Source organism: Mesorhizobium sp. M3A.F.Ca.ET.080.04.2.1 (assembly GCF_003952525.1).
Lineage (GTDB): Bacteria > Pseudomonadota > Alphaproteobacteria > Rhizobiales > Rhizobiaceae > Mesorhizobium.
Window position 1 is genome coordinate 2,875,900 of the sequence record NZ_CP034451.1, and the last position, 23,953, is coordinate 2,899,852.

Sequence of the window (23,953 nt, forward strand, 5' to 3'; positions counted from 1 at the left end):
TCCCGTGAGCCTGTTCCAGCGATCGAGACGACCCCGACCCTTACCGCGCGAACGCCTGATCCTGGATATGCGGGACACTGTGGTTTACGCGATCGGCGATGTGCATGGCTGCTATAACGAACTGCTCGCGCTGGAGCAGAAGATCCTGCTCGACGCGCTGCAGTTCCGCGGCCGCAAGATCATCATCATGCTCGGCGACTATATCGATCGCGGGCCCGACTCGCGTCGCGTGATCGAGCATCTCATTGCACCGTCGCCAAAAGGTTTTCTGCGCGTCTGCCTGGCAGGGAACCACGAGGTGGCGATGCTCAACTATCTCGACGGACTTCTGTCACGCGAGCCCTGGCTGCGCGTCGGCGGACGCGAGACGCTGTTCTCCTATGGCATCGATCCGGACCGGCTGGCCGAACTCTATGGTTCGAGCGACGATGTCGACGCGCGCATCCGCGAGGTCATCCCGGCCAGCCATGTCGGCTTCATGCGCACGCTGCCGGTGATGGTCAGCTCGGAGAGATTCGTGTTCGTCCATGCCGGCATCAGGCCGGGAATCGCGCTCGAGACGCAGGACGAGGCCGACCTGCTCAATATCCGATCAGAGTTTCTCTCAGCCGCTAATCGCCTGGATCACTGGGTCGTGCATGGGCACACGATCGAAGACGCGCCGCACCCGGACGGGCGTCGACTCGGCATCGATACCGGTGCCTTCCGGACCGGCCGGCTGACCGCCGTCCGGATCATCGGCAAATACGGCCGGTTGCTGTCCTCGGGGGACTGAGCGCAGCCTTGGAGCGGTTCAGCTTTCACAGAAAACGCCAACCCACTCCGCCGCCGCAGTGTCCTGGAACGCAATCAGGCGGCCTGCTTGGCGCGCGTCTCGGGCTTCTCCAGATAATAGCTCGAATAGCGGTCGAAGAATTTTTCCGAGCCGCCGAAGGACCCATATTTCGCCAGCTTCTTCAGATCGACCTTGTTGAGCACCGCGCCGACGATCTTGTCGGCGAGGTAGGTTTCCGATTCCAGCATCGACCGGACCATGGCGCGCGGGGTGCGACCCCATTCGGCGACCAGGACGAAGCCGTCGACAAACGGCGCGAAGGCCTTGGCGTCGACCACCGGGCCGAGCGGCGGCAGGTCGACGACAATGTACTCGAATGTCTCCTTGGCATTGTCGAGGAAGCGCCGCATGCCGGCCGAGCTCAAAAGCTCGCTGGTGTGGGAGAACTGACCGCGCAGCACGGCCGGAATGATCGCCAGCTTGGTCTGGCGGTCGACCTTGCCGACGGACTGCCATGTCTGCCCGCTGACCACGGCTTCCATCAGGCCATGCTCGGCCTCCATGCCGAGGCTGCGGCTGAGGCCCGGATTGCGCAGGTCGCCATCGATCAGCAACGTCCTGGCGCCGTTGGCGGCCAGCAATCCGGCAAGGTTCGCCGCCACGGTCGACTTGCCTTCTCCGGGCAGCACCGAGATGACGCCGATGACCCGGCTGCCCTGGCCCTCCATAACGACATCGAAGGCGATCTTGGCGTTACGCAGCGTCTCGGCGAACATCGAGGCCGGCGCGTCGATGCTGACTCGCATTCGCGCCCGTTTCTCCACGGCCGAAAGGCTGGCGACCTTGGCATCCGCCGGCGAGTCGTCCGACTTAGCGTCCTTGGGCTTGCCGCCGCCGATCATCGGCAGATAACCGAGGAACTTGAGGCCGACGCGGTCGCGAATGTCCTCGCCCGTCCGGAAGAAGCGCTCGTTGAACTCGTTGAGACCGCCGAAGCCCACTCCCAGCATCAGGCCTAGAACGAGCGACAGCGCCAGCACGCGCAGGGTGCGCGGGCTCGACGCGGCCAGCGGCATGTTCGCATCCGAGATGATGCGGACCTTGCCGACAGGGAAGGTCTGCTGCTGCGAAGCTTCCTGGTAGCGGCTGAGGAAGGTCTGGTAGAGGGTGGAGAGCGCCTGCGCCTGCTGGTCGAGTTCCCTCAGCCTCACCTGCGATTCATTGTCGATCGAGCTCCTGCCGGCAGCGGCCGCGATCTTTTGCTTGAGTTCGGTTTCGCGCGCCTGCGCCACCTGGAAGTCGTTGCGGTAGCTTTCGGTGATCTGCTTCAATTGACCGAAGATCTGCGCCGCCACATCGGCCTTTTCCTTGGCCAGCGCCACCGCCTGGGGATGATCCTTGCCGAAATTCGCCTCGACATCCTGCAGCCGCTTGGAAACGGCGAGATAGCGGGTCTTGAGCCCGATGATGACCGAGCTGCTCGGCTGATCGGCGGCGATCGCCGAATCGTTGAAGGCATTTTCGGAGCCGCTGTCGACGATCGCCTTGTATTGCTGGTAGCGGGCGCTGGCGCGCGCGGTGTCGGCCTGCGCTATGATGAGCTGGGCGTTGAGGTCGGACAGTTGCTTGCCGCTCATCAGCTGGCCGTCGCTGTTCGCTGACAGCCCATGCTCGGCCCTGAATTTCTCGACTTCCATCGCGGCCTGTTGCGAGCTCTGGCGGAGCTCGGTCAGCCTGCCCTGCAGCCAGACGGCCGCGCGCTCGGTGGCGTCGAAGCTGGCATTGAGCTGATCGGCGAGATAGGCCTCGGCATAGGCCTTGGTGATCGACGTTGCGAGCGCCGGATTCGTCGACTGATAACCCAAGGTGATGACGTTGCTGCGGCCGACGCGATCAGCCATCAGCTCCGTCTGGAGCTTGAGCACCGCGTAGTCGTGACGCGCTGCGGTGATCATCGCCTCCCGCGTCGCTGCGTCGACATTCTGGATGCCGGGAATGTCATCCGTTCCGGAGCCGCCGCGAAAATAGGCGACCACGCCGCGCAGAAAGCCGATGCCCTTGGCAAGGGCCGATTGCGGCGGGTTCATGAACTCGTCGTTCTGGTCGAGCTTCAGCTTGTCGACCACCACCGACGCCAGCCGCGCCGACGACAGGATTTCGAGTTGGCTGAGGATAGTCGCGTCCGTCTGCACCGTGGCGCTGGCGGCCGAGATGTCGTCCACGACCTTGTTCAGGCCCTCGTCGATCAAAACGCTCGAAAGCGAGGTGAACTGCTTGGGCGTGGTCTGAAGATACACCACGCCCAGGAACAGGCCGATGACGGCGCAGACCGCCACCACCTTGACCTGCCGGGCCGCCATGCCAAGCAGGCGCTCGACGTCGATGAAGTCGTCGCCCTTTTCCGCTTCGGTATTGGGCAATGGCATCCTCTTATCGAGAGGGAAGTTGGCATAGTTCATCGTCGGTCCAATTCCAGGTTGCAGGCTCTAGCGGCCTTCGAAAAGTGGCGTCGTCACCAGAAAAGACCACGCAACATTCGTGCCATGGGGCACCCGGCCAGGAAGGCCGGGCGCCAGCGTCGATGTCGCGCCATCGCGATTTCGCATATGCACCCAAAATTTGGGCATTATGCGGCTACTTCCCGGCGCTCATGCGACCGGACGAACTGCTGCAGCATCTCCATGACTGGCCCCTTCATGTCGTCGCGCGCGAGCGCAAAGGCGATCGTGGCCTCGATGAAGCCTTCCTTGGAGCCGCAATCGAACATGCGGCCGTTGAAAGGCTGGGCATGGAACGATTGGCTCTGTGCCAGGCGGACCATGGCGTCGGTGAGCTGGATTTCGTTGCCGGCGCCGCGCTGCTGGTTGCCGAGCAGCGCGAAGATCTCCGGCTGCAGGACGTAGCGGCCGTTGATGTAGAAATTCGACGGCGCGTTGGCCGGTGCAGGCTTCTCGACCATGGCGGTGACCTCGAAGCCGGAGCCCACTTCCGCGCCGCGCCCGACAATGCCGTATTTGCTGGTTTCGGAGGGATCGCAGCGCTCGACGGCGATGACGTTGCCGCCCGTCCGCTCATAGAGATCGACGGTTTCGGCCAGGCATCCGCGCGCGCCGAACGACACCATGTCGGGAAGCAGCAGGGCGAAGGGTTCGTTGCCGATCACCTCGCGCGCGCACCACACGGCATGCCCGAGACCCTGGGGCGACTGCTGGCGGATGAAGCTGGTGGCGCCCGCTACCGGAAGCAGGCTTTCCAGCGACTGCAGCTGCGCCTTCTTGCCGGTCTGTTCGAGGGTTCCGACCAGTTCCGGATGGAGGTCGAAATAGTCCTCGATGACCGCCTTGTTGCGACCGGTGACGAAGACGATGTGCTCGATGCCGGCCTCGAAGGCTTCGTCCACCGCATATTGCACGACAGGCTTGTCGACGACGGGCAGCATTTCCTTCGGCATCGACTTGGTCGCCGGCAGGAACCGTGTTCCGAGACCTGCCACCGGTATGACTGCCTTCCTGACTTTCTGCATCGCATATTCCTTCTGCGGAGATCGATTTCATCTGTTGCTGGCTATGAAAAACACATTCCATCTGCCGGCATGCTTCACCTCCCCGCCCCCACGGCAAACTGTGCCGTAACCCTTCTCAGCCGTACCGCGATCGGCATGCTGAGATGCTTGATCGCGGCCGGATCGCGGAGCGCGGTGCGTATCGCCTTGAGCGGCGCGCGCGCCTTGATGTGCTGAACCAGCGACAGGAACGATGCCGCCTTGCGCAGGCTGCGGCTGCGCCTGGCAAACGCCGCCTGGGCCTCGCTGTCCATGGCATGGGAAGCGGCGAAAGCGGCGTCGGCGCACGCCATCGCCTCGACATGATGCAGTTCGAGCACGCGCGAGATCGAGCCGGTGCGGATGTGGTAGATATAGCCAGTGGTCGGCTCGACCACGCAGCGGCCACCTCTCGCCAGCGCGCTTGCCAAGAGGATGTAGTCTTCGCCGATGCGCAGTTGCTCGTCGTAGCGCAACCGATTCTCGTGGAGGAAACGGCGCTGGAAGATCGGCTTCAGATAGCCGAGGTTGAAACGGGACTCGAAGACGAGATTGCCGGCTATGTAATCCGCGAGCGATATCTCCCGCAGCCCTTCCAGATAGCCGGCAGGGAACATGGTGTCGTCAGGCGTGCCGTCCTCGCGCACCACCTGAACGTTGTCGACCGCGATCTCAGCGCCGGCGTGCTCTGCCCTTGCGATCATTGCCGCAATCCGGCCGGACAGGACGGCGTCGTCGGAATCCAGCACCGCCACCCAGCGGCCGCGCGCCACGTCGATGCCGGCATTCCTGGCGCCGCCCGGGCCGCGATTGGCGGGAAGCGCGACCACTTTGACGATTTCCTCGGGATAGGCGCGCGCCACCTCCAGCGTGCGGTCGCGCGACCGGTCGTCGACGACGATGACCTCGACGGAGACGCCGCGCTGCGCCATCGCGCTGGCGATCGCCCGATCGAGCGTGGCCTCAGCATTGTAGGCGGCGATAACGAAGCTCACGTCAGGCTGCACGCTTGTCCCCTTCCTGCGGGGTCATGCCGTATTGGCGGATTTCGCGGACGCCAGCCAAACCGCTGACGACACCAACGTGCATAATGCCGCGCAGCACGCTGCGGTTCCGGCGCACCGGGCTGACGGCGGTCAAAACGGCCATGCCGAAGCAATATGCGGCCTTGGCCGATGCGAGGCCGATCTGACCGACCCGGCGCAGACCGCTCGTGTTGCGCCCGATGAGGTGGCCATGCGTCTGGCCAAAGCGGAAACGACGGCGGCGCAGCCAGTCGAAGGCGGCCCTCGAGCGCGGCACCACCTCCTCGACCACGGCCTGCGGGGCAAAGGCGATGCGCCCGCCGGCTTTGACCATGTGATCGAAGAACTCGGTATCCTCGCCGCCGGTCTGGCCGCGTGCGAGGCTGAAGCGGCGGTTGCGCAGGCTTTCGTGGGTCGTTCTGAGCAGGACATTGCAGGTGTAGCCGGTGCGGATCTCGCCGCGCACCCAGACCGGAAAGGTCGAGTGGAAATCGCCGTTTCGCATCCAGTCGGGCGCGTCTGGGCGATAGCTGGCGCGAACCGGCCCAAGCACGGCCGCCGCGCCGGTCACCGCCGCGATTCGGGCGAGTTCTGCGAGCCAGCACGGCGACGCCGTCTCGTCGTCGTCAATGAAAGCAACGAAGTCCGCTACGCTGGCATCGAGGCAGGCATTGCGCGCGACCGAGATGTTGCGCGCCGGCGCATGGCAATAGCGGATCGGCAGCTTCAACTCCTGCGCCAGCGCCTTGACCAGTGGCTGCGCCGTCGGCTGGTCGTCATTGTCGGCGACGACGACGCCGATCTCGAAGCCCGCGGGCTTCTCCAGCGCGGCGATGGAGCGCAGCGTGTCGGCCAGTTCGGGCCGGCGGAAGGTGCAGATGCAGATATCGATCGAGCGAGTCGCCATCACGCCACCCCGCGCCGCGCTCGGGACCCGAGCAGTTGCTGCCAGAAGCCGACCGACCAACCCAAATGCATGACCATTGCCGAAACACCGGCGAGCGCTATGCCCGGGTTGCGCTGGCGGACAGCCGTCAGCACGCCGTAGGCGAGGCATACGGCCGCCCAGATCACGAAAGGCACCACTGCGAGCCAATGCACCAAGGAGAAGAACGCCAATAGAACGACGGGAGCCACCAGCAGCGGAATCATCTGCCGCACCTTCGGCACCATGCGGTGCTTCAGCACGTTCTTGGCGCGGCCACGGCCATAGCCGAGATACTGGAAGTAGAGGCCTTTCAGCGTCGCGCGCGGGTAGTAGATCATGTGCGTGCTGCCGCTCATCCAGATGCGGTGGCCCGCCTGGCGAAGGCGGTGGTCGAGTTCGGCGTCCTCGTTGTGGCTGAAGCTCTCGTCATAGCCGCCCACCGCCTGGAAGGCGGCGATGCGCATCAGCGCATGATGGCCGTGGTCGACCCATTCGCCGTCCGACATGTGACGATGCTTCGAACCGCCGGTGCCGAGCTTGGAGTTCTGCGCGGCAGCCACCGCCTTCTGCACCGCTCCGGTGCCGCTGGTCAGCATTGAGACGACAACCGAATCGGCACCCGTAGCGAGCGCCTCCTCGACCAGCCTGTCGCAGTAGTCGGCAGGATAGCCGCCATGCGCATCGATGCGGATGAGAAAATCCGCGCCCGCGCCGAATGTCGCCACGGCAAGGTTGATGGCCGCGCTCTGGATGCGCTTCGGATTGGGGAGCAGGACAACCCGCGCGTCCTCGGCCGCCACCTTCTCGACGATGCCCTGCGTGCCGTCGTTGCTGCCACCGTCGGCCACGACGATCCTGGCGCCCAGCCTAGCCGCAGACGGTTGCAGTTGCGCGAGCAGCGCACCGATATGGTCTGCCTCGTTGAGGCACGGAATGACGATCAGCGTCGATGCCGGCGTTGCCTTCTGCGTCATCGACTTCGTTCCATCTTCTGCACTCATGCGTTCTTTGGCCATGCTATGCCAGCGCCTCGCTCGGGAAGGCCGCGGAAACGGTGACCAGACGTCGCAACTTTTCGACGAAGGCCAGGCAATCGCTGCGGTCGTAGCTCCAGGTTCTGGGATTGCGGGCAAGAACGCGGGACCGCAGCCCGCCGAAGCGCTCCTGGTCCATCCCTCCCAGCGTGGCCTCGATGCCCCCCGGCGTTGCCTCGGACAGAAGCACTCCGATGTCCTGCCGCTTGAGGAAGCGACCGGTTTCGGTGGCAGCCATCGAGATGGGCACGGCGCCGAAACGGCAGCCCTCGTAGAGGCGGTTGGGAAGCAGCCATTCGGAATTCTGGCCCTGCTCGAAGAAATCGATCGCCCAGGAGAAATGCACCTCCCGGTAGATGGCCGCCATATCCTCAGGATTGCGGTAGGCGCCGCGAAAGGAAAGCCAGGGTTCGGCCTCGACGAAGCCGTGGAAATCCGGAAACTCCGACAGTGCCGGGCGTCCTCTCAGCACGACTTCGAAACGTCCGTTTTGACGGCGGGTGAACGCGGCCAGCAGCTCCAGCGAGCGCCGGCATCGCAGTGCGCCGAACCAGCCGATTCGCCATGGCGGCTCCATCGCGGCACCGGCCTGGGAGGGATCGTGCGGTGGCGATGGCGTGACGTCGAAGTGTTTGTTCTCGATCAGTTCGACCGGTGCGGCGATTTGCCCGAACAGCTCGAAGTAATTGGCGATGAAGGCCGGGGAACTGGTCACCAGCAGCTTGACGTCGCGGGCGAGATGGCGTTCGGCGCCGCGCAGCAACTTGCCGACCAGATCGTTGCGCAGCACCAGCCGATGGATGTCCAGGCATTCATAGACGGTCGGAATACTCGCGCCGAAAGCTCCGTTGGCGCGGCGAGCAAGCGCCAGCATCTCGAGGTTGCGCGCGATGATGAGATCGGGCCGCGGCACGGCGGCAAGCTTGGCGCCGATCGACATCGCAGCCTTGGCCACCGCGCCGATGCGTTGCGCAAAGCGGGCGTCGCGCGTGGGACCGAGATCGATCGGCGCGGTCCCCTCGATGTCGGCGACCGGAGTGGTGGTGCGGCGGAAGCCCGCCAGGGTGATCCTGGCACCGCCTGCCTTGAGCATTTTGACCCTGCGGCGCACTGCCGGGTCGGAGACGTCATGCACAAGGTACAAGACATGCAGCATATAACTCGACCGCCGTTGGGCCCGCCACCCATTCGGGATGCTAGTACAGCTTTTGCTGCATCGCAACATTTTTGGTGCAGCGTAGCAAAGATCCAACGATTTTTGTTGCGCTGCAAAAACGACTTGCGGTAGTTTGCCCATGGCGGCGGGCGCCGGTCACGATCATGTCGGACCGGCGCAAAACAGGGATCCTGAATTTGGAAACCAGTGCATTCGATCCGCCCGAGGGCTCATTGCGCAAATCGGTCGGGCGCGGCGCCATCGTCACCGCGATGGCGCAAGGCGTGCGGGTGGCGACCCAGATCGTTTCTGTCATCGTGCTGTCGCGACTGCTGTCGCCGCAGGATTTCGGCGTCGTGGCGATGTGCGCTCCGGTGCTCGCCTTCATCGCGCTGTTCCAGGATTTCGGCCTGACCCAGGCGACGATCCAGAAGACGGGGATCCGGCATGAGGAAGTCAACACGCTGTTCTGGATAAACACGGCGGTGAGCGCGGTGCTGGCCTGCGTGCTTGCCGGAGCCGCGCCACTGGTGGCCGGCTTCTATGGCGAGCCACGCGTGGCTGGGCTGGTCGCCGCCTTCGGCCTGCAGATCATGGCCTACGGCCTCGGCGCGCAGCATCTGGCGCTGCTGACGCGGCGCATGGAATTCACGCGGCTCGCCGTCATCGATGTCGCCAGCGCCGTCTGCGGCCTCGCCGTCTCGATCGGCTGGACGTTCATCGATCGCTCCTACTGGGCGCTTTTCGCAGGCACGCTGACCGGCGCCGTGTTGCCAACGCTCTGCTATTGGGCGTTCTCACGCTGGCGCCCCGGCCTGCCGCGCAAGGTCGAAGGCATCGGCCAAATGATTCATTTCGGCGCCGGAATCACCGGGTTCAACTTCGCCAATTTCTTTGCCCGCAACCTCGACAATGTGCTGATCGGCAAATTCTGGGGCGAGGCGCAGCTCGGCCTCTACGACCGCGCCTACAAGCTGCTGCTGTTCCCCCTCAGCCAGATCACCAATCCGCTGTCGAAGGTCATGGTGCCGGCGCTTTCCCGGCTCAAGGACGAGCCCGACCGCTACCGCAGCGCCTATCTGCGGGTCATGCCGCTGATCCTCCTGGTGGCGCTGCCGGGTGTTGCCTTCGCAACCGCCATGTCGGACAGGCTCATTCCGTTCGTGCTCGGCGAACAGTGGCGGGCGAGCGCCGATATCTTCGTGGCGCTGGGCTTCGCGGGCCTGCTGCAGCCGCTCAACAATCCGGCGGGATGGCTGTTCGTCAGCCAGGGCCGCTCGGGCGACTTCATGCGCTGGGGCATCGTGACGGCGGTGACCTCGGTGCTGGCCTTCGCCATCGGCCTGCCCTACGGCGCGCTCGGGGTGGCGATCGTCTATGCCATCAGCGAATATCTGAGGACCCCTTTCCTGTGGCTCTATGTCGGCAGGACCGGGCCGCTGCGCGCCAGCCATGTGCTGCATGCGGCGACGCCGTTCGTGCTCGGCGCGCATCTGGCCCTGGCTCTGGTCTGGCTGGCCAAGCCGATGCTGCCGCCGCAGCCCATCGTCGCGCTCGCCGGTGGCGCGGTGCTTTCCTACGCCATCACCATCGTTGTCGCGTCGGCCTTCGGCGCCGGCCGCGAGGCACTTCGCGAGGCCGTGAAGCTGATCCCGGCGCGCGGCTTTTCCGCGGCACCCAGCGGGGCGAAATGACCTAGTGCGGCCAATTGCAACCGCATCTCGGCCGCCGGCGCAACCACTGACTTTTGAGGGTAAGGCAACGCCATGAACTACCGATCGATCTCAGACATGAACGACGCGATCATGCGCAACCTGCACCGGCTGCCGCGCGATATCGACCTGGTGGTCGGCGTGCCGCGAAGCGGCGTCCTCGCCGCCACGCTGGTCAGCCTGACGGCGAACATTCCGATGACCGACCTCGACAGCTTCCTCGCCGGCAGGATCTACACGTCGGGAATCACCAAGCGGCGCGCTGCGCTCGACCGGCAGGCCGCGGAGATGCGCAGGATCCTGGTGATCGACGACAGTGTCAGCGGCGGCAACGCCATGCGCGACGCGCGCGACAAGATCGAAGCCGCCGGCATCAAGGGCAATTTCGTCTTCGCCGCGGTGTTCGGGCTGCTGCCGCAGCACGAGGAGACCGACATCGTCTTCGAGGTCGTGCCGCATCCCAGGATGTTCCAATGGAATTTCATGCATCACATCTTCCTCGAGCAGTGCTGCGTGGACATCGACGGCGTGCTTTGCCTCGATCCGACCGAGGAAGAGAATGACGATGGCCCGGCTTACGAGAAATTCCTCGGCGAGGCGCGGCCGCTGCTCGGCCCGACCCGCAAGATCGGCTGGCTGGTGACGAGCCGGCTGGAGAAATACCGCAAATTGACCGAAGCCTGGCTCGCCAGGCACGAGATCAAATATGATCAACTCATCATGCTCGATTTGCCGAGCAAGGCCGAACGGCAGCGGCTGGGCGCCCATGGCAGCTTCAAGGCCGAGTTCTACCGCAAGTCGAATGCCATTCTGTTCATCGAGAGCGAGCACCAACAGGCGCTCAAGATCGCCAAGCTGTCGGGCAAGCCGGTGCTGTGCGTCGAAACCAACATCGTGAGCTTTCCCGACGCGCTGTCACTGCCTGCCCTGGAGCAGAGGGCGCGTAACCTGCCTGCACGACTCAGGGAGACCAATTCGCCAGAGGGACGCAAGAAGGTCGCCAAGGCAGCAGCGCGCGCCCTGCTCGGCGAACGCGGCTACGAGATGCTGAAAAGCCGCGTCAAACGCACCGCGTAAGCATAAGCTTACGGACCGGGTTAGGCGGCGCGACGGGCGCGCTGCCTGGCGGCGCTGTCGAGCAGGGTGAAGAAAGTGGCGAACTGACGCTCGGGATCGAGTTCCGGGCGCTGCGAGAAGGCGTGCGCCGCTTCCGAGACCCGTTCATATTGCTCGCGATCGTTCCACAGCCGCTTGATCGCCGCGACCCAATCGTTGAGCGGCGCGTCATAGTCCAGAACCACGCCACCGGAGCCGATCGCCTCCGGCAGGCCGCCCCGGCGCGAGCCGACGACGGGAATGCCGCTGCAATGAGCCTCCGAGGCGACGCGGCCCCACGCCTCTTCCCACTTGCTCGGCGCAAGCAGGATCTTGGTGCGGCCGTAGAGGGTCTTCATGTCGTCGGTGCGATTTTCCAGCTTGATGTTGGAGAAGGGCGCGATCGTCCGTCCGATGCTGGCGCGATGATCGTCCTCGAGCTTCCAGCTCTCGACGAAGAGGAAGGGTATTTCCGGGCATGCCGCGGCGATGCGCACGGCAAGCTCGAAGCCTTTTTCCTCATACGGGTTGATGAACGTGATGTACTCGCCAGTCGTCGGCGTGCTGTAGGCGGCGGGATTGATGGTCGGCGGGATGACCGTCGATTCGATGCCGAACTCGCGCTTGTAGGTTCGTGCGGTGAATTCGGAATTGGCGATGTAGAACGCCGAGTTCAGCTCGCGCAGGTCGCCGCCCAGTTCGTGGAACTCCACGTTTCTCAGATAGACGACCAGCGGCACGCCTTCGGCCTGCAGCGCCTTGCCCATCGGGACCGACTTGTGACACTGCACCACGGCGACGTCCGGCTGCAGCTTCTTGACGGCGAACGCCGCCGCTTCCCAGGGAAACCAGGCCCGCACCACCGGGTAGCCGGGGAAATTGTCGATGACGGCGCGCTGGCCGAGCAGCTTCATCTTGGCGCGCGCCTTATAGCCGAACATGCCCTGGCCGAACAAAGCGGCGAGCACCGATGCCTCATGGCCGTGCTCGATCAGTTGCTCGGCAAGATGATGGGTGCTGGACTGAACGCCGCCGCTGAACTGGGGGGCATAACCGCTACCGCCTGCGAAGAGAACTTTCATGAGCTCGGCTCCTTGTCACATTCTTCTTGGCCATTTTCCTTGGCTTGCGGGTGAGCATGTCCGCCGGCGGTTTCAGGCATTCTGCTGCTCGAGATTGGCGAAGGGGTTGGTGCATGGATGCCAGCCGGTGAAGCGGATCGGGTCGCCCGGCGAGCCGCGCCAGGCATAGTCGGTCAGCATGTGGAACTCGGCGATCACCCAGCGCTCGAAATTCCCGACATCCTGCTGCTTGCGGCTGGGCAGGAATTCGCGCGCCTTGTCGAGCCTGACGGTCTCCAGAAGCGTCATCGCGTCCGCCAGCTTGGCGCTGGGAAAGACCCAGGGATTGCGGTTGCGGAATTCCAGCACGAACTGCTGCAGATGCTCGATGCGCATGTTGAGCGGCCCGAAGTATTTCTCGAGCGTGACGCGGACCAGGTCCTCGTCCGAAAAGGAAGAAACCGCAGCGGCCGCGATGCCGGTCGAGGCAACCCCGCCGGCAACGATGGCCAGTGCCGTGCGTCGCGTTATCTTCATCGATCCCTCCTTCACGCCAGCCGGCTCGCCGCGCGCAGGGACAGTGCCGCGGCGGTCAGGCTGGGATTGGCGCAGGAACAACTCGGATAGGTGCTGGTGCCGACAACGACGAGGTTCCTCAGCTGGTGATGGATCATGTCGCGATCGACCACGGAATCGGCCGGGCCGGTGCCCATGCGCAACGTGCCCTGCACATGCGATTCGGTCGGCCGGATGCCGCGATCGAAGATCTTTTCCACCGGCAGCGGCGCGAGCAGCGCCGGCAATCTTTCGAGCGCCTTGGCCATGCCGTTGACGGCGTAATCGGACGCGCCTTTGAAGCTGACGAAGGCGTTCTCGTCCTTGTCGAGGATCACGCGGTTTTCCGGATCGAGCAGGTTTTCGGTGACGATGACCAGCGGCAGCACCTGCCGCAGCCGTTCCTTCTCGGCGCGCATGCCATGCTGCCACCGGTTTTCGAAATAGACCAGCGCCGCCGCGTGCTCGGCGCGATGCGGACCGTCATAGAGGCCGAAATTCAGGCCGGTGGTGATGGTGCTGCCGTCGAAATTGTCGACGCCGTCGAGATAGACCTCATAGTTCCAGCCGTAGGATTCATGCAGGCCGAGGCCGACGAACTCGCCGCCGAGCCCGGAGCGCAGCATGATCGCCGGGCTCTGGATGGCGTTCGCGCCGAGGATGAACAGGTCGGCGCTGACAGAATATTCCTTGCCGTCGCGCATGAAGGCGACCGATCGCACTGAGCCGCCCGAATAATCGAGCCGGCGTACTTCGGCGCCGAGGCAGACCGACACGTCGGGATGCTCGAAGACATGCATGAGGCCGTTGTTGACGGTGAACTTGGCATCGACCGGGCACAGCCAGCATCTCAAATTGGCGCAGCATGAGGTGCGCTGCGCCGTCGCCACGCGAGCGCGGGCGGTCGGCATGACGAAGTGTTGACCGGGCTGAGCCGCCTTCATCATCCGGTCTGGCGTCGACATGCGGTGCGGCGGCTGCGGGAAAGGCCGCGAGCGCGGCAGCATGCGGGCCATGTCGGGATCGCCGGAGATCGACATGACCTCCTCGGCGTCGCAGTAGTACGGTTCCAGCTCGTCATACGAGATCGGCCAGTCGTTGCCGACCCCATAGGTGCTCTTCAGCTTGAAGTCGTTGGGGTGGAAGCGCGGTGTCTGCGCGAACCAGCAGTTGGTGCCGCCGCCAAGGCCGATCGTATAGTTCCAGGGCTTGTCGGCATTGTCGGTCTTATAGGTGCTCTCGTCGTCAATGTCGGTGTTGGCGTTCTGGTCGAGCTGCCATTCATGCGTGTTGTGGCGGCCCCATTCCAGCACCAGCACGCGGGCTTTGCGCCGCTTGCCGAACTCATGCAGGAAGAAGGCCGAGCCGAAACCGGAGCCGACAACGACGAGATCGAAATGTTCATTGGCGATTTGTTCGGGCCGAACGTCCAGCACCATCAGATCGAGCCCTTTTCAAAAACGCGCACGGTCACGGTCGGCCCCGTCGTCGTTCCGCGGAGCCGCCCGGCGGGCAGGTAGCCGTGGACGCCGTCATGCCGCTATCCTGCCGATCGAGTGATATTCGATGCCGTAGCGCGCGATCACCTTCGGGTCGTAGAGATTGCGGCCGTCGAAGATGACCGGCGTCGTCAGCGCATTCTTGAGCGCGTCGAAGGACGGCGCCCGGAAGCTCTTCCACTCGGTGCAGATCAGCAGCGCGTCGGCGCCGCGCAGAGCCGCCTCCTTGGTGCCGCATAATAGGAGATCGTCGCGCAGGCCATAGAGGGCCTGGCATTCCTGCATCGCCTCCGGATCATAGGCCTGAACCTTGGCCCCGGCGTTCCACAGCGCTTCCATCAAGGTGCGCGACGGCGCCTCGCGCATGTCGTCGGTGTTCGGCTTGAAGGCGAGGCCCCAGACGGCAAAGGTCTTGCCCTTCAGGCTGCCCTGGAAGTAGCGGTCGACCTTGTCGAACAGCACCGACTTCTGAGCATTGTTGCGATCCTCGACGGCGCGCAGCAGCTTGGCGTCGAATTTGACGCTTTCGGCGGTCTTGATCAGCGCGCGCACGTCCTTGGGAAAGCAGGAGCCGCCATAGCCGAGGCCCGGATAGATGAAATGGTAGCCGATGCGCGGGTCGCTGCCGATGCCCTTGCGCACCTCCTCGATGTCGGCACCGAGCTGCTCGGCGAGATTGGCCATCTCGTTCATGAAGCTGATCTTGGTCGCCAGCATGCAGTTGGCCGCGTATTTGGTGAACTCGGCGCTGCGCACATCCATCACGATCATCTTCTCGTGGTTGCGGTTGAACGGCGCGTAGAGCTCGCGCATCACCGCCTCGGTGTCCTCGCTCGACGTGCCGACGATGATGCGGTCCGGCTTCATGCAGTCGGCGACCGCCGACCCTTCCTTAAGGAATTCCGGGTTCGAGGCGACGTCGAAGGTCAGGTCCTCGCGCCCGCGCGCCTTCAGCGTTTCGGCGATCCTGGCCTTGATCTTCTCGCAGGTGCCGACCGGCACGGTCGATTTGCCGACAATGATCTTGGGCGCCTCCATCGCCTTGCCGATGGCCTCGGCCACCGCGAGCACATATTTCAGGTCGGCCGAGCCATCCTCGCCGGGCGGCGTGCCGACCGCGATCATCTGGATCTGGCCGTGCTTGACCGCGGCGGCGGCGTCGGTGGTGAAACGGATGCGGCCGGCGGCGTGGTTCTCCTTGACAAGGCTTTCGAGGCCGGGCTCGAAAATCGGGATGAGGCCCTGGTTGAGCCGTTCCACCTTCGCCTCGTCGATGTCGACGCAGACCACTTCGTGCCCGACCTCAGCGAGCACCGCGGCCTGGACGAGACCGACATAGCCAATTCCAAACACCGTCAAGTTCATTCGGTTCTGTTCCTGTTGATGGCCGGGCCGCCTGCGGCCCGGACCGGGTTCGGGTGTCCCCCAGGGCCGTCGCGGACCTAGTTGCTGTTAGTTATGGTGCATGCCAGCGATTCCGGGAACTGGCATGGCTGGCCCAGCGCCGTGAAAGCCACACGCTTAACCTGCATGGTCAGCTTGCGGCCCGGATCCGCGAAGGGTCCCATCCAGTTGGCCAGCTTGTCGCTGCCCCAGAGGCTGAAGAAGATTTTCTGCGGATGGGTCGGCAGTTCATCCGGATTGGTCACCTCATGGACGAGCTTGCCATTGACGTACCAGCGCAGCCGATCCTTCTCCCAGATGAAGGCATAATCGTTGAAGCCCTTGTCGGCGCCGCCTTCGACGTCCACGAGCTTGCCGTTCTTCGGCTTGCCCTGGATGTAGCTGTTCACCTGGACCTTGGAGGGATCCTTGGTGAGAACCTCGAAGTCGATCTCGTCCCACGGCTGTTTGTCCTGCGGGCCGATATAGGTGAAGAAGGCTGCGTTGAGGCCCGAACCGATGTCGGTCTTCATGCGCGCCTCATAGACGCCATAGCCGTAGCGCTGCTTGGTCTGAATCTCGGCGCAGGCAAACTCGCGGTCCTTCAGCTTGCGCTTCTCGAATCCGAGCGACAGCGCGCCGTCGGAAAGCTGAACCAGGTCCTTGGACCAGATGCAGTTCTGGTGAGCGCCATTCGACCAGCCGTCGGACACATACCAGCGCGAGCGGTCAAGATTGGTGAAATTGTCGACGAAGGATGGCGCGCTCGTCATGTCCTGGGCACGCGCCGGATGCAGGAATGCGGCAAAAGTGGCCGCCACGGCGAAGAGCGCGCTGAAGAGCCCGCGCCGCAGGTTGCTCGGCCCATTCGATCGGGCGCGCGCCATATCGGAAACCACCGCAGTGGAGGTGTTGTTCGGATCTGCGTTCATAACCAACTAACCTTTGTGCTGTCCGCCCCAACCCAAAGACGTCCGTGGCTCGCGTCGAGCGAGCCGCTTTTGATCCTCCGCCCTATGATCTCCTTTTGCCTCGCACCGATCACGGCGCCTGCTGCACAGTCAACCTCTTCCCGCCGTCCTTGCCGAACCGGCCGGCGAACTCTCATCCACAATCGCGTCCAGCGAATGGCGCAGCTCCTTCATCAGGCCGTTCTGGCGCGCCAGTTCGGCTATGCGCCGCTCATAATTCAGGATCGTGTCCGTCATCGTGTTGACATCCGAGGACTTGCTTGACGAGGCCGAACCGTTTTCCATTGCTTCCATCAGGAAGGCGGCGTTGGTCGCCGTCGACCGATAACGATTCTCCAGTCCAGTCTTCTCCGCCTCGATCTCAGCACTGATTTGGTCGAACATCTTCGCCAGACGGTCGAAACGCTGCAGATCAGTCTGCCGGTCGCGCCCCGGGTTCCTGGTTCTGAAGCCAAAAATCGAAGCCATCCGATCGGCCCTTCGCAATTGCTGCACCGCAACATAGACTGCCATCCTCGGGGCGAGTAGGCAACCTTGTAGTTTCGAAACGCGGCTTTTTTTGCGATGGCACGGTCGCGGCGGTGTGGTTATTCCCTTGCCGCGGCGGCCGTTGCGGCGCCGGTCGCCGCCAGCAGGAAACGCATCGCCGGCACGGGCTGGCTGCGAACGATGCCGGCCTTGCGGAACAGCGCATCGAGCTTGTCGGCGGCGACCCCGCGAACGATCGGAACCAAATTCGATTGGCTTGCGAAAGCGTAGGCGGCAGCCGACGCCAGTCCGCGCTCGGCCTTCACGTCGAGGAAATTGCGCAGCCGATATTTGTCGCGCACATGGCGTTCGTGCCGCCGCAGCGCGGCCTTCGAGGCTTCCGGCAGGTCGCGGATCGCAAGCAGCGCCAGGTCTGCATCCGCGAGGCGCTGCAGATCCTGCGTCCTGTGGCGGCCGCTCAGCGAATCGGCGCGGACGATCGCGCCGTAGCCGCAGGACTTGATGACCTTGAAGCGCGCGCCGCAGGCGACAGCGCGAGCATAGAGCTCGTAGTCCTCGCCGAGCCGCAGGTTCTCGTCGTAGCTCAGCCCATGGCGGTCGAGAAAGGCCCGACTGATCACCGGCTTGAGGAAGCCCAGTTCGCCGCGCAGGACCCGGCGCCGCGAGATGTTGCCGTCAACGAACCGCTCGAAGTCGAGAAATTCCGGATCAGCCGCAAAGGGCGGCGCGGCAAGCCCGGCAACGTCGGTCGCGGCGTCGTCCCTGATCAGCATGATGTTGTCGGCCGCAAAATCCCAGTCGGCAGCGGCGAACAGCCGGCGAAAGCGTCCCTCGAGAAAGAAGTCGTCGGCATCGAGGATGCTGATGTAGGGCGATCGGGAAGCCTTGATCGCAGCGTTGCGGGCAAAGGAAGGCCCTCGGTTGACGTCGAGACGGATGACCGAGAGCCGACCGCTGCCATCGTCGGCGGCGCTCGCCGCAGCTTGCGTATCGTCGGTGGACGCATCGTCCACCACCACGACCTCCGCCACTTCCGCTTCGCGCAGCGCCGAAGCGATGGCGACCGGTATGGTCCGCGCCGCGTTGCGGGCAGCGATGATGACGCAGACCCTGGGGGTCGTCACAGGCATGAATTCACCTTTCAATCTGCATGTGTGACTGCCAATCCCGCCCGGGAACAATGCAAGAGATCAATAGCCATCAGCGGCCTCGCGTCGGTTCGGCGGCGGGCCGCTCAAAAATGCGGCGGCTGAGGTCGGCAGAGGCGGCCCAGCCTGCCTCGGCCAGGTAGCGGACCGGCTCGCGGCCGCAGAGCTCCCACAGCATCGTTCGCCGCTGCGGCCAGCGCAGCGATGCCAGCCAAGGCGCGATCACCATGTGGAAGAGGTCGGCATTGTCGATGCGCGCCAGTATTCGCTTAGCGCGGTCCGAGAGCAGCGTGTCGGCGGCGCCGAGCAGCACATCGGCTGCGCGCAGGCCCAGCAACAACGTGTCGGTCAGACCCTGCGCGGCCGCATGGTCGAGCACTTCCTGTTGTTCAGCCTCGCTCAGTCGGCTGGCGCTGGCGCGGACATCGCAGACATAGCCCGCGCAGGGCTCGCGATTGAAGAACGCCTTGGCGACGCTGATGCAGGACAACAGCAAGGTGTCGCAGGCCGAGATGACCGGCATGGAGGCGCCTGCGACCTCCACCTGGCGCCTGCGGCGCAGGAAGCCGTCGGTGTCGCGCGGGCTCGGCGAGCCCGGCTGCTGCAGCCGATGGTGAAGGTCCACCGTCGACGGCCGCGCCCCATCATGGCGCACCATGTGCTGCTCGCCAAGGAAACGCACCCACCAGATCGAGCGCGACTTGCCCGCGATTTCATAGCCCGCCGATCGAAGCGCTTGCCGGGCTGCGATAAAGCCGGCCGGCGGCACCAATATGTCGACATCGCCTGACGGTTTCATGAAATGATCGCCATAGAGCAACTGCTGCTGAAACGGACCTTTGAGGAAGACAAAGTCGACCTGCCGTTCGCGCAGCACCTGGTGGATGGCTATCGAATCGCCGATGCATGCCGCGTTCATCGAAACGGTGCGCCGGCGATAGCGATCGAGCCAGGCAGGGAGCTCCGGCGGCGTCGCGGCAGCCGGAGCGCGCGCGAGCGCCTTGAGCACGAACACAGCCACCTTGTTGAGCCTGGCGACGTCGGCGACGCGCGTCGCCGAAATGGCCGGAGCCGGCATTTCGGCACTGCCTGCGGGGCCGGCCCCAGGCGTGAAGAACAGCCTCAGGCAGGCCTGCACAAAAGCGACTTCGTCGGCGCAGCCGGCGACGCGGAGCCTTTCATACGATTCATCCTGGACGGCCATGCCTGTCCTAGTCTCCGCAACAAAAATGCAATATCGCAACTGCGAAGAAGCATCGTAAAAAACGGCCCGGCCGTCCAGTCATTCCGTCGCCACACCCGTCTTTTGCAACCGCCGCGTTCAAAATTACCCGTAGCGCGATCACATTTGAAAACAGGCCGGCGGGCTGACCCGGCTCAGCAGCAATTCTTCTCGCGCATGTAATCAAGCCAGGCCGCTCAAAAGGATTACATTAGTTAAATCAGCTAATTGGCCCCACTGCCAATGCGGGGCCCTGAACTGCCGACTGGCGCAGGCCTGGGATAAGAATATGAACGGATCGGTCGCCGTCCCAGAGCGAATGCAATCGATAGTTGACGGATAAATGATCAATCAGACTTGACTCATAAATGCTGCCGTGCAGCAATCGCGCTGCAGCATAGCGATGTGCTGGCGACAGTCAAAACCCGCTTCCAGTCGGAGTTGGAGACTAAAATGGAACAGAATGTGGAGAAGCAGGAGTACGAGACTCCCAGCCTGACGGTTCATGGTTCGATCGAAACCATCACCCAGGGCGGCGCTGGCACGACGGCGCTCGACGCGGCATTTCCCGCGCACACGCCGTTCGACCAGCTCACGTTCTCCTGAGCTGCTTGCGCCCGGGGTGCGACGTTGGGGCTCCGGGCGCAGTTTTCTGGAACTCCGGGGAGTCCCCGGTTTTCTGCCCCGGCTCCTCGACGGCAACCGATGGTCGCGGTTTCGGTCTGACGACATAACAGCGTTCAACGAGCGAGGTTTTAGGATGCACTGGAACCCATCGGACCATGATCTCGTGAGCGCGACCGGGGATGCGGTGGCCTGCGAGTTCGGCAACGGGCTGGCGCTGCTCAACCTGAAATCCAACATCTACTACAGCCTGAACAGCGTTGGAGCCTACATCTGGGAATTGATCCAGGAGCCGCGCTCCATCCTGGATATCCGCAATGCGGTGCTGACGCGCTATGACGTCGACGTCGAACGCTGCCGGGCGGATGTCGAGGGCCTGCTGAAGGGACTGACCGAAGCAGGGCTTGCGAGGCTCCATCATGAGGAACTGGTCTAGGCTCCGCACGCTGAGCCGGCCCGAAATGCTGTTCCTGGCGCACTGCCTTGCCGTGGTCGCGGCGGTGCGGATCGGCTTGACGGTGTCTTCCTACAACCGCATCCGCGATCTGGTGATCCGGCTGGACGCGCGGGGGGCGGCCAGCGTCGCCGACCTAAGGCGCGTCGCCTGGGGCGTCGTCGCCGCCGCACGGATCGTGCCCGGCGCCAGCTGCCTCACCCAGGCCCTGGCCGGACAATACCTGCTGGCCCGCCAGGGCAGCGCCTCTAATATCCGCATCGGTATCGAGCGCGATACGGGCGCCGAGTTCAGGGCGCATGCGTGGCTGATCAGCAGCAACCAGATCGTGCTTGGCGGCTCGATCGCCGGGTTTGCGCATCTCGCCGACCACGGGCAATAACGATGAGCGGGCTGGCCGGAATTCTGCTGAGGCGGGACGACAGGTCGGCGGTGGCGGCCGATATCCAGCGGATGCTGGCCCGCCTGCACCATCGCGCGCGGGACGGCAGCTCATGGTGGACCGATGCAGGCGTGGCGCTTGGCAACGCCTGGTTCAACACGACGGACGAGCCAGGTCCCGGCCCGCTGACGATGGCCGCGGGCAAGCTCGCCGTCACCGCCGATTGCCGGCTGGACAACAGGGACGAGCTGGCGGCGCGGCTCGGCCTTGGCGATGGCTCGACCGGTGACACCATGCTGGTGATGCAGGCCTATTTGCGCTGGGGCGAGGATTGCCCCAGCCATCTGCAGGGCGATTTCGCCTTCGCCATCTGGGACGGCGAGCGCCGGGCGTTGTTTTGCGCGCGTGATCATTTCGGCGTCAAACCGTTCTACTACCATTCAAGCGGCGAGCGCTTCGCGTTTGCCTCCGAAATCGGCCCCATCCTTGCCCTGGAGGGTGTCGGGACAGGTCTCAGCGAGCATCAGATTTCCGGCTTCCTGGCCGGTCTGCCCGATGACCCGCAATCGACGCATTATGCCGACATCTTCCGCCTGCCGGCGCGCCACAGCCTCACGGCGATGGAGGGCCGACTGACGCTGCGCTGCTACTGGCAGCTCCAAGCCTCGCCAAGGCCGCCCCGCGCGGATGCGGCGGAAGAGTTCGCGCATCTTTTCTCGCGGTCGGTGCAGAACCGAATGCGGGGCACGCCGGCCGTCGGCGCGATGCTGAGCGGCGGCCTCGATTCGTCCTCGATCGCCTGCGTCGCGGCGGAACGCAAGCCAGGGCTCCGGACCTTCTCGCTGGTCTTCGAAAAGGGCTCGCCGATGGACGAGAAGCCGTTCATCGACGCCGTGCTGGACCAGCGCCCGGTCGACGGCACGCTGATTGGCGTTGGCGACTATGCGCCCTTCGCCGAATTCGAACGTATCCTGGAAGAGCAGGAGGGAACGTTTTTGGCGCCCGGCCTGTCCTTGACCCGCAGCATTTATCGCACCGCCGGCTCCAAGGGCGTCAAGGTGCTTCTCGACGGCCATGGCGGCGACGAGGTCGTTTCGCAGGGCCATGGCCTGCTGCACGAACTCGCCGATGCCGGCAGATGGACGGAGCTGTGGCGGGAACTGCGTGGCGCCTCCGCCACCTATGGCGAGGGCATGCTCGCCATGTACTGCAAATTCCTGGCCAGATACGGCCCGGCGCGGCGGATTGCGAAGCTGAAAGGCCGATCGAACAGAGCGCTGGCGAGGCTGCTGGGGAGGCCGCCGCAGCCGCGCGAGCCGGCGTGGGGCAGACTGGTCAATCCGGACCTTGCCCGGCGCACCGATCTTGCCGACCGTTTCCACCGCGCCGGCGCCATGCCCGCCGGCGTCAGCGCCAACGAGGCGCTCACGCATCGCTGGATCCTGTCCAGCGGCCTGGTGCCGCACGCTTTCGAGGTGCTCGACAAGGCGGCGGCCAATTTCGGCGTCGAACCGCGCTACCCGTTCTGGGACAAGCCGCTGGTCGAGTTCTGCCTCGCGCTGCCCGGCGAGGAAAAACTGCGCAACGGCTTCGGCCGCTACGTGCTGCGCCGGGCCATGGAGGGCGTGCTGCCGCCGGTGGTGCAATGGCGGCGCGACAAGATCGACTTCACCGCCAATCTGGTGAACGGCATGCTCGGGAACCATCGTGAGCTTCTCGACAAGGTGCTGGTGTGCGACGGCGGCCGCATCGCACCCTACGTCAATCTGCCTGAGGTCACCGCGGCCTATGCGCGCCTGCTGCGGCAGCCCGAGCGGGCCTCGCCGCGCGACGTGCAATATGTCTGGCGCTCGACCTCGCTGTCGCTCTGGCTGCGCCAAATCCAAAACAGCGGAAACGTTGCATGACCGCCTCGACCGCTGCTCTCACCGCCACGACCGCGCAGGATGCCGCGCGCGGCAGCGGGCAGCGCGCGCGAGTCCGCCGCTTCTACAAGGCCTATGGGCTGACGATCGGTTCGGAGATGGCGCTGCCGGAGCTCGAACCGACGCCGCCGGCGGCGCCCGATATCGTGATTGCGGTCGGCCCGGTCGACGTTGCCAGGCCTGACGCAGAAGGTGGGTTCGCTTTCCGATTCGGGCCGACGCGCCAGTATCTCTCGTGGCCGGCCGTCGGCAGCTTCATGATTACCGATGCCGCCAGGATCGACGTCGACCCTGCGCCAGGCATTGATGATCCGCTGCTTGCCTTTCCGCTGCTCGGGCCCGTGCTGGCGCTGCTGCTGCACCAGCGCGGCCTGCTCATCCTGCACGCCAGCGCTATCGCCGTCGGCGACGGCGGCGTGATCTTCATGGGCGACAAGGGCGCCGGCAAGTCGACCACGGCAGGCGCGATGATCCGCACCGGCCACCGGCTGCTGAGCGACGATGTGGTGGCGCTGGATCTGTCCAGCCCGGGACGGCCGATGATCCTGCCGGGCTTTCCGCAACTGAAGCTCGCCGCAGAGGCTGCCGACGCTATCCGGATCGGCCAGGCAGAGGTGCGGCCGCCGGTGCATCCGCAGATCGAAAAGACACAGCATCGCTTGCGCGAAGGATTTTCGTCAGCCCCGGTTCCGGCGGCCCGGATCTATATCCTGCAGCGGGGTGAAAGGGCGGAGATCTCGCAGCTGCCGAGCGCCGGCGCGCTGCCGGCGGTGATCAAATTCTCCTATGTGACGCGGTTCGGCCGGCTGGCGCTGGGCGGCGATCTTGCGTCCACTCATCTGCACCACTGCGCCCAGCTCGCCGGCACCATCGGGATCCGTCGTCTCGGAGTGCCGACCGGCCTCGAGCGACTCGAAGAGGCCGTCGCTCTGATCGAAAGCGATGTGGCGGCCGGCGCGAGGAAGGGGTGAGCA

The 23,953-nt window shown here is 64.5% G+C and carries 22 protein-coding genes; 8 read left to right on the forward strand and 14 right to left on the reverse strand.

Annotated features, from left to right (window positions below; all coding sequences use genetic code 11):
- Positions 1 to 67 precede the first annotated feature (67 nt).
- Positions 68 to 775 (forward strand): metallophosphoesterase family protein, encoded by a 708-nt coding sequence (locus EJ074_RS13720; protein WP_165349932.1) that lies wholly within the window; start codon positions 68 to 70, stop codon positions 773 to 775.
- Between the two features lie 74 nt (positions 776 to 849).
- Here EJ074_RS13720 and EJ074_RS13725 read toward each other — a convergent pair whose 3' ends face one another.
- From EJ074_RS13725 to EJ074_RS13750, 6 genes are all read right to left on the reverse strand, one after another.
- A complete protein-coding gene (locus tag EJ074_RS13725; RefSeq protein ID WP_095806685.1) occupies positions 850 to 3,234 on the reverse strand; it encodes a polysaccharide biosynthesis tyrosine autokinase in 2,385 nt (794 codons plus the stop codon).
- 167 nt (positions 3,235 to 3,401) lie between these two features.
- Positions 3,402 to 4,298 (reverse strand): UTP--glucose-1-phosphate uridylyltransferase GalU, encoded by an 897-nt coding sequence (galU, locus tag EJ074_RS13730; RefSeq protein ID WP_095806686.1) that lies wholly within the window; start codon positions 4,296 to 4,298, stop codon positions 3,402 to 3,404.
- Between the two features lie 74 nt (positions 4,299 to 4,372).
- The gene (locus EJ074_RS13735; RefSeq protein WP_095806687.1) at positions 4,373 to 5,323 is read right to left on the reverse strand and encodes a glycosyltransferase family 2 protein; all 951 of its coding nucleotides are present in this window, start codon (positions 5,321 to 5,323) and stop codon (positions 4,373 to 4,375) included.
- The gene (locus tag EJ074_RS13740; protein WP_095806688.1) at positions 5,313 to 6,248 is read right to left on the reverse strand and encodes a glycosyltransferase family A protein; all 936 of its coding nucleotides are present in this window, start codon (positions 6,246 to 6,248) and stop codon (positions 5,313 to 5,315) included. Before EJ074_RS13740 ends, EJ074_RS13735 begins: the two co-directional genes overlap by 11 nt.
- Positions 6,248 to 7,243, reverse strand: a complete 996-nt coding sequence (locus EJ074_RS13745) for a glycosyltransferase family 2 protein (RefSeq protein WP_095806791.1) — start codon at positions 7,241 to 7,243, stop codon at positions 6,248 to 6,250. The genes EJ074_RS13740 and EJ074_RS13745 overlap by 1 nt, the downstream gene beginning before the upstream one ends.
- A gap of 43 nt (positions 7,244 to 7,286) precedes the next feature.
- Positions 7,287 to 8,459 carry a glycosyl transferase family 1 gene (locus EJ074_RS13750; RefSeq protein WP_245420370.1) on the reverse strand — a complete coding sequence of 391 codons (1,173 nt, stop codon included), beginning with the start codon at positions 8,457 to 8,459 and terminating at the stop codon, positions 7,287 to 7,289.
- Positions 8,460 to 8,656: 197 nt separating this feature from the next.
- On the opposite strand from EJ074_RS13750, the gene EJ074_RS13755 reads away from it, so the two are divergent.
- A complete protein-coding gene (locus EJ074_RS13755) occupies positions 8,657 to 10,153 on the forward strand; it encodes a lipopolysaccharide biosynthesis protein (protein WP_095806792.1) in 1,497 nt (498 codons plus the stop codon).
- A 72-nt stretch (positions 10,154 to 10,225) separates the two neighbouring features.
- Entirely contained in the window at positions 10,226 to 11,248 is a 1,023-nt protein-coding gene (locus EJ074_RS13760) for a phosphoribosyltransferase (protein ID WP_095806690.1), read from the forward strand.
- Positions 11,249 to 11,268: 20 nt separating this feature from the next.
- On the opposite strand, the gene EJ074_RS13765 is transcribed toward EJ074_RS13760, so the two are convergent.
- The 8 genes from EJ074_RS13765 to EJ074_RS13800 all read right to left on the reverse strand — a co-directional run bounded on the left by EJ074_RS13765 (position 11,269) and on the right by EJ074_RS13800 (position 19,576).
- Positions 11,269 to 12,348: a glycosyltransferase gene (locus tag EJ074_RS13765; protein WP_095806691.1), complete on the reverse strand. Its 1,080-nt coding sequence runs from the start codon at positions 12,346 to 12,348 to the stop codon at positions 11,269 to 11,271.
- 72 nt (positions 12,349 to 12,420) lie between these two features.
- Positions 12,421 to 12,864, reverse strand: a complete 444-nt coding sequence (locus EJ074_RS13770) for a hypothetical protein (protein ID WP_095806692.1) — start codon at positions 12,862 to 12,864, stop codon at positions 12,421 to 12,423.
- A gap of 11 nt (positions 12,865 to 12,875) precedes the next feature.
- A complete protein-coding gene (locus tag EJ074_RS13775) occupies positions 12,876 to 14,321 on the reverse strand; it encodes a GMC family oxidoreductase (RefSeq protein WP_095806693.1) in 1,446 nt (481 codons plus the stop codon).
- 93 nt (positions 14,322 to 14,414) lie between these two features.
- The gene (locus EJ074_RS13780; protein WP_095806694.1) at positions 14,415 to 15,746 is read right to left on the reverse strand and encodes a UDP-glucose/GDP-mannose dehydrogenase family protein; all 1,332 of its coding nucleotides are present in this window, start codon (positions 15,744 to 15,746) and stop codon (positions 14,415 to 14,417) included.
- Between the two features lie 77 nt (positions 15,747 to 15,823).
- Positions 15,824 to 16,696, reverse strand: coding sequence for a glycoside hydrolase family 16 protein (locus EJ074_RS13785; RefSeq protein ID WP_129553523.1), 873 nt, complete (start codon positions 16,694 to 16,696; stop codon positions 15,824 to 15,826).
- Positions 16,697 to 16,825: 129 nt separating this feature from the next.
- Positions 16,826 to 17,203 (reverse strand): hypothetical protein, encoded by a 378-nt coding sequence (locus tag EJ074_RS13790; protein ID WP_095806696.1) that lies wholly within the window; start codon positions 17,201 to 17,203, stop codon positions 16,826 to 16,828.
- Between the two features lie 119 nt (positions 17,204 to 17,322).
- Positions 17,323 to 18,354, reverse strand: a complete 1,032-nt coding sequence (locus EJ074_RS13795; RefSeq protein ID WP_095806697.1) for a glycosyltransferase family 2 protein — start codon at positions 18,352 to 18,354, stop codon at positions 17,323 to 17,325.
- 70 nt (positions 18,355 to 18,424) lie between these two features.
- Positions 18,425 to 19,576 (reverse strand): nucleotidyltransferase family protein, encoded by a 1,152-nt coding sequence (locus EJ074_RS13800; protein ID WP_129553524.1) that lies wholly within the window; start codon positions 19,574 to 19,576, stop codon positions 18,425 to 18,427.
- Positions 19,577 to 20,047: 471 nt separating this feature from the next.
- On the opposite strand from EJ074_RS13800, the gene EJ074_RS13805 reads away from it, so the two are divergent.
- The 5 genes from EJ074_RS13805 to EJ074_RS13825 all read left to right on the forward strand — a co-directional run bounded on the left by EJ074_RS13805 (position 20,048) and on the right by EJ074_RS13825 (position 23,950).
- On the forward strand, positions 20,048 to 20,200 hold the full coding sequence (locus EJ074_RS13805; protein ID WP_095806793.1) for a lasso peptide: 153 nt from the start codon (positions 20,048 to 20,050) through the stop codon (positions 20,198 to 20,200).
- Positions 20,201 to 20,384: 184 nt separating this feature from the next.
- A complete protein-coding gene (locus EJ074_RS13810; RefSeq protein WP_245420371.1) occupies positions 20,385 to 20,654 on the forward strand; it encodes a PqqD family protein in 270 nt (89 codons plus the stop codon).
- Positions 20,638 to 21,054 (forward strand): lasso peptide biosynthesis B2 protein, encoded by a 417-nt coding sequence (locus EJ074_RS13815; protein ID WP_129553525.1) that lies wholly within the window; start codon positions 20,638 to 20,640, stop codon positions 21,052 to 21,054. The genes EJ074_RS13810 and EJ074_RS13815 overlap by 17 nt, the downstream gene beginning before the upstream one ends.
- A 2-nt stretch (positions 21,055 to 21,056) precedes the next feature.
- On the forward strand, positions 21,057 to 22,961 hold the full coding sequence (locus tag EJ074_RS13820) for a lasso peptide isopeptide bond-forming cyclase (RefSeq protein ID WP_129553526.1): 1,905 nt from the start codon (positions 21,057 to 21,059) through the stop codon (positions 22,959 to 22,961).
- Complete coding sequence (locus EJ074_RS13825) at positions 22,958 to 23,950, forward strand: serine kinase (RefSeq protein ID WP_129553527.1); 993 nt, start codon at positions 22,958 to 22,960, stop codon at positions 23,948 to 23,950. Before EJ074_RS13820 ends, EJ074_RS13825 begins: the two co-directional genes overlap by 4 nt.
- Positions 23,951 to 23,953 lie beyond the last annotated feature (3 nt).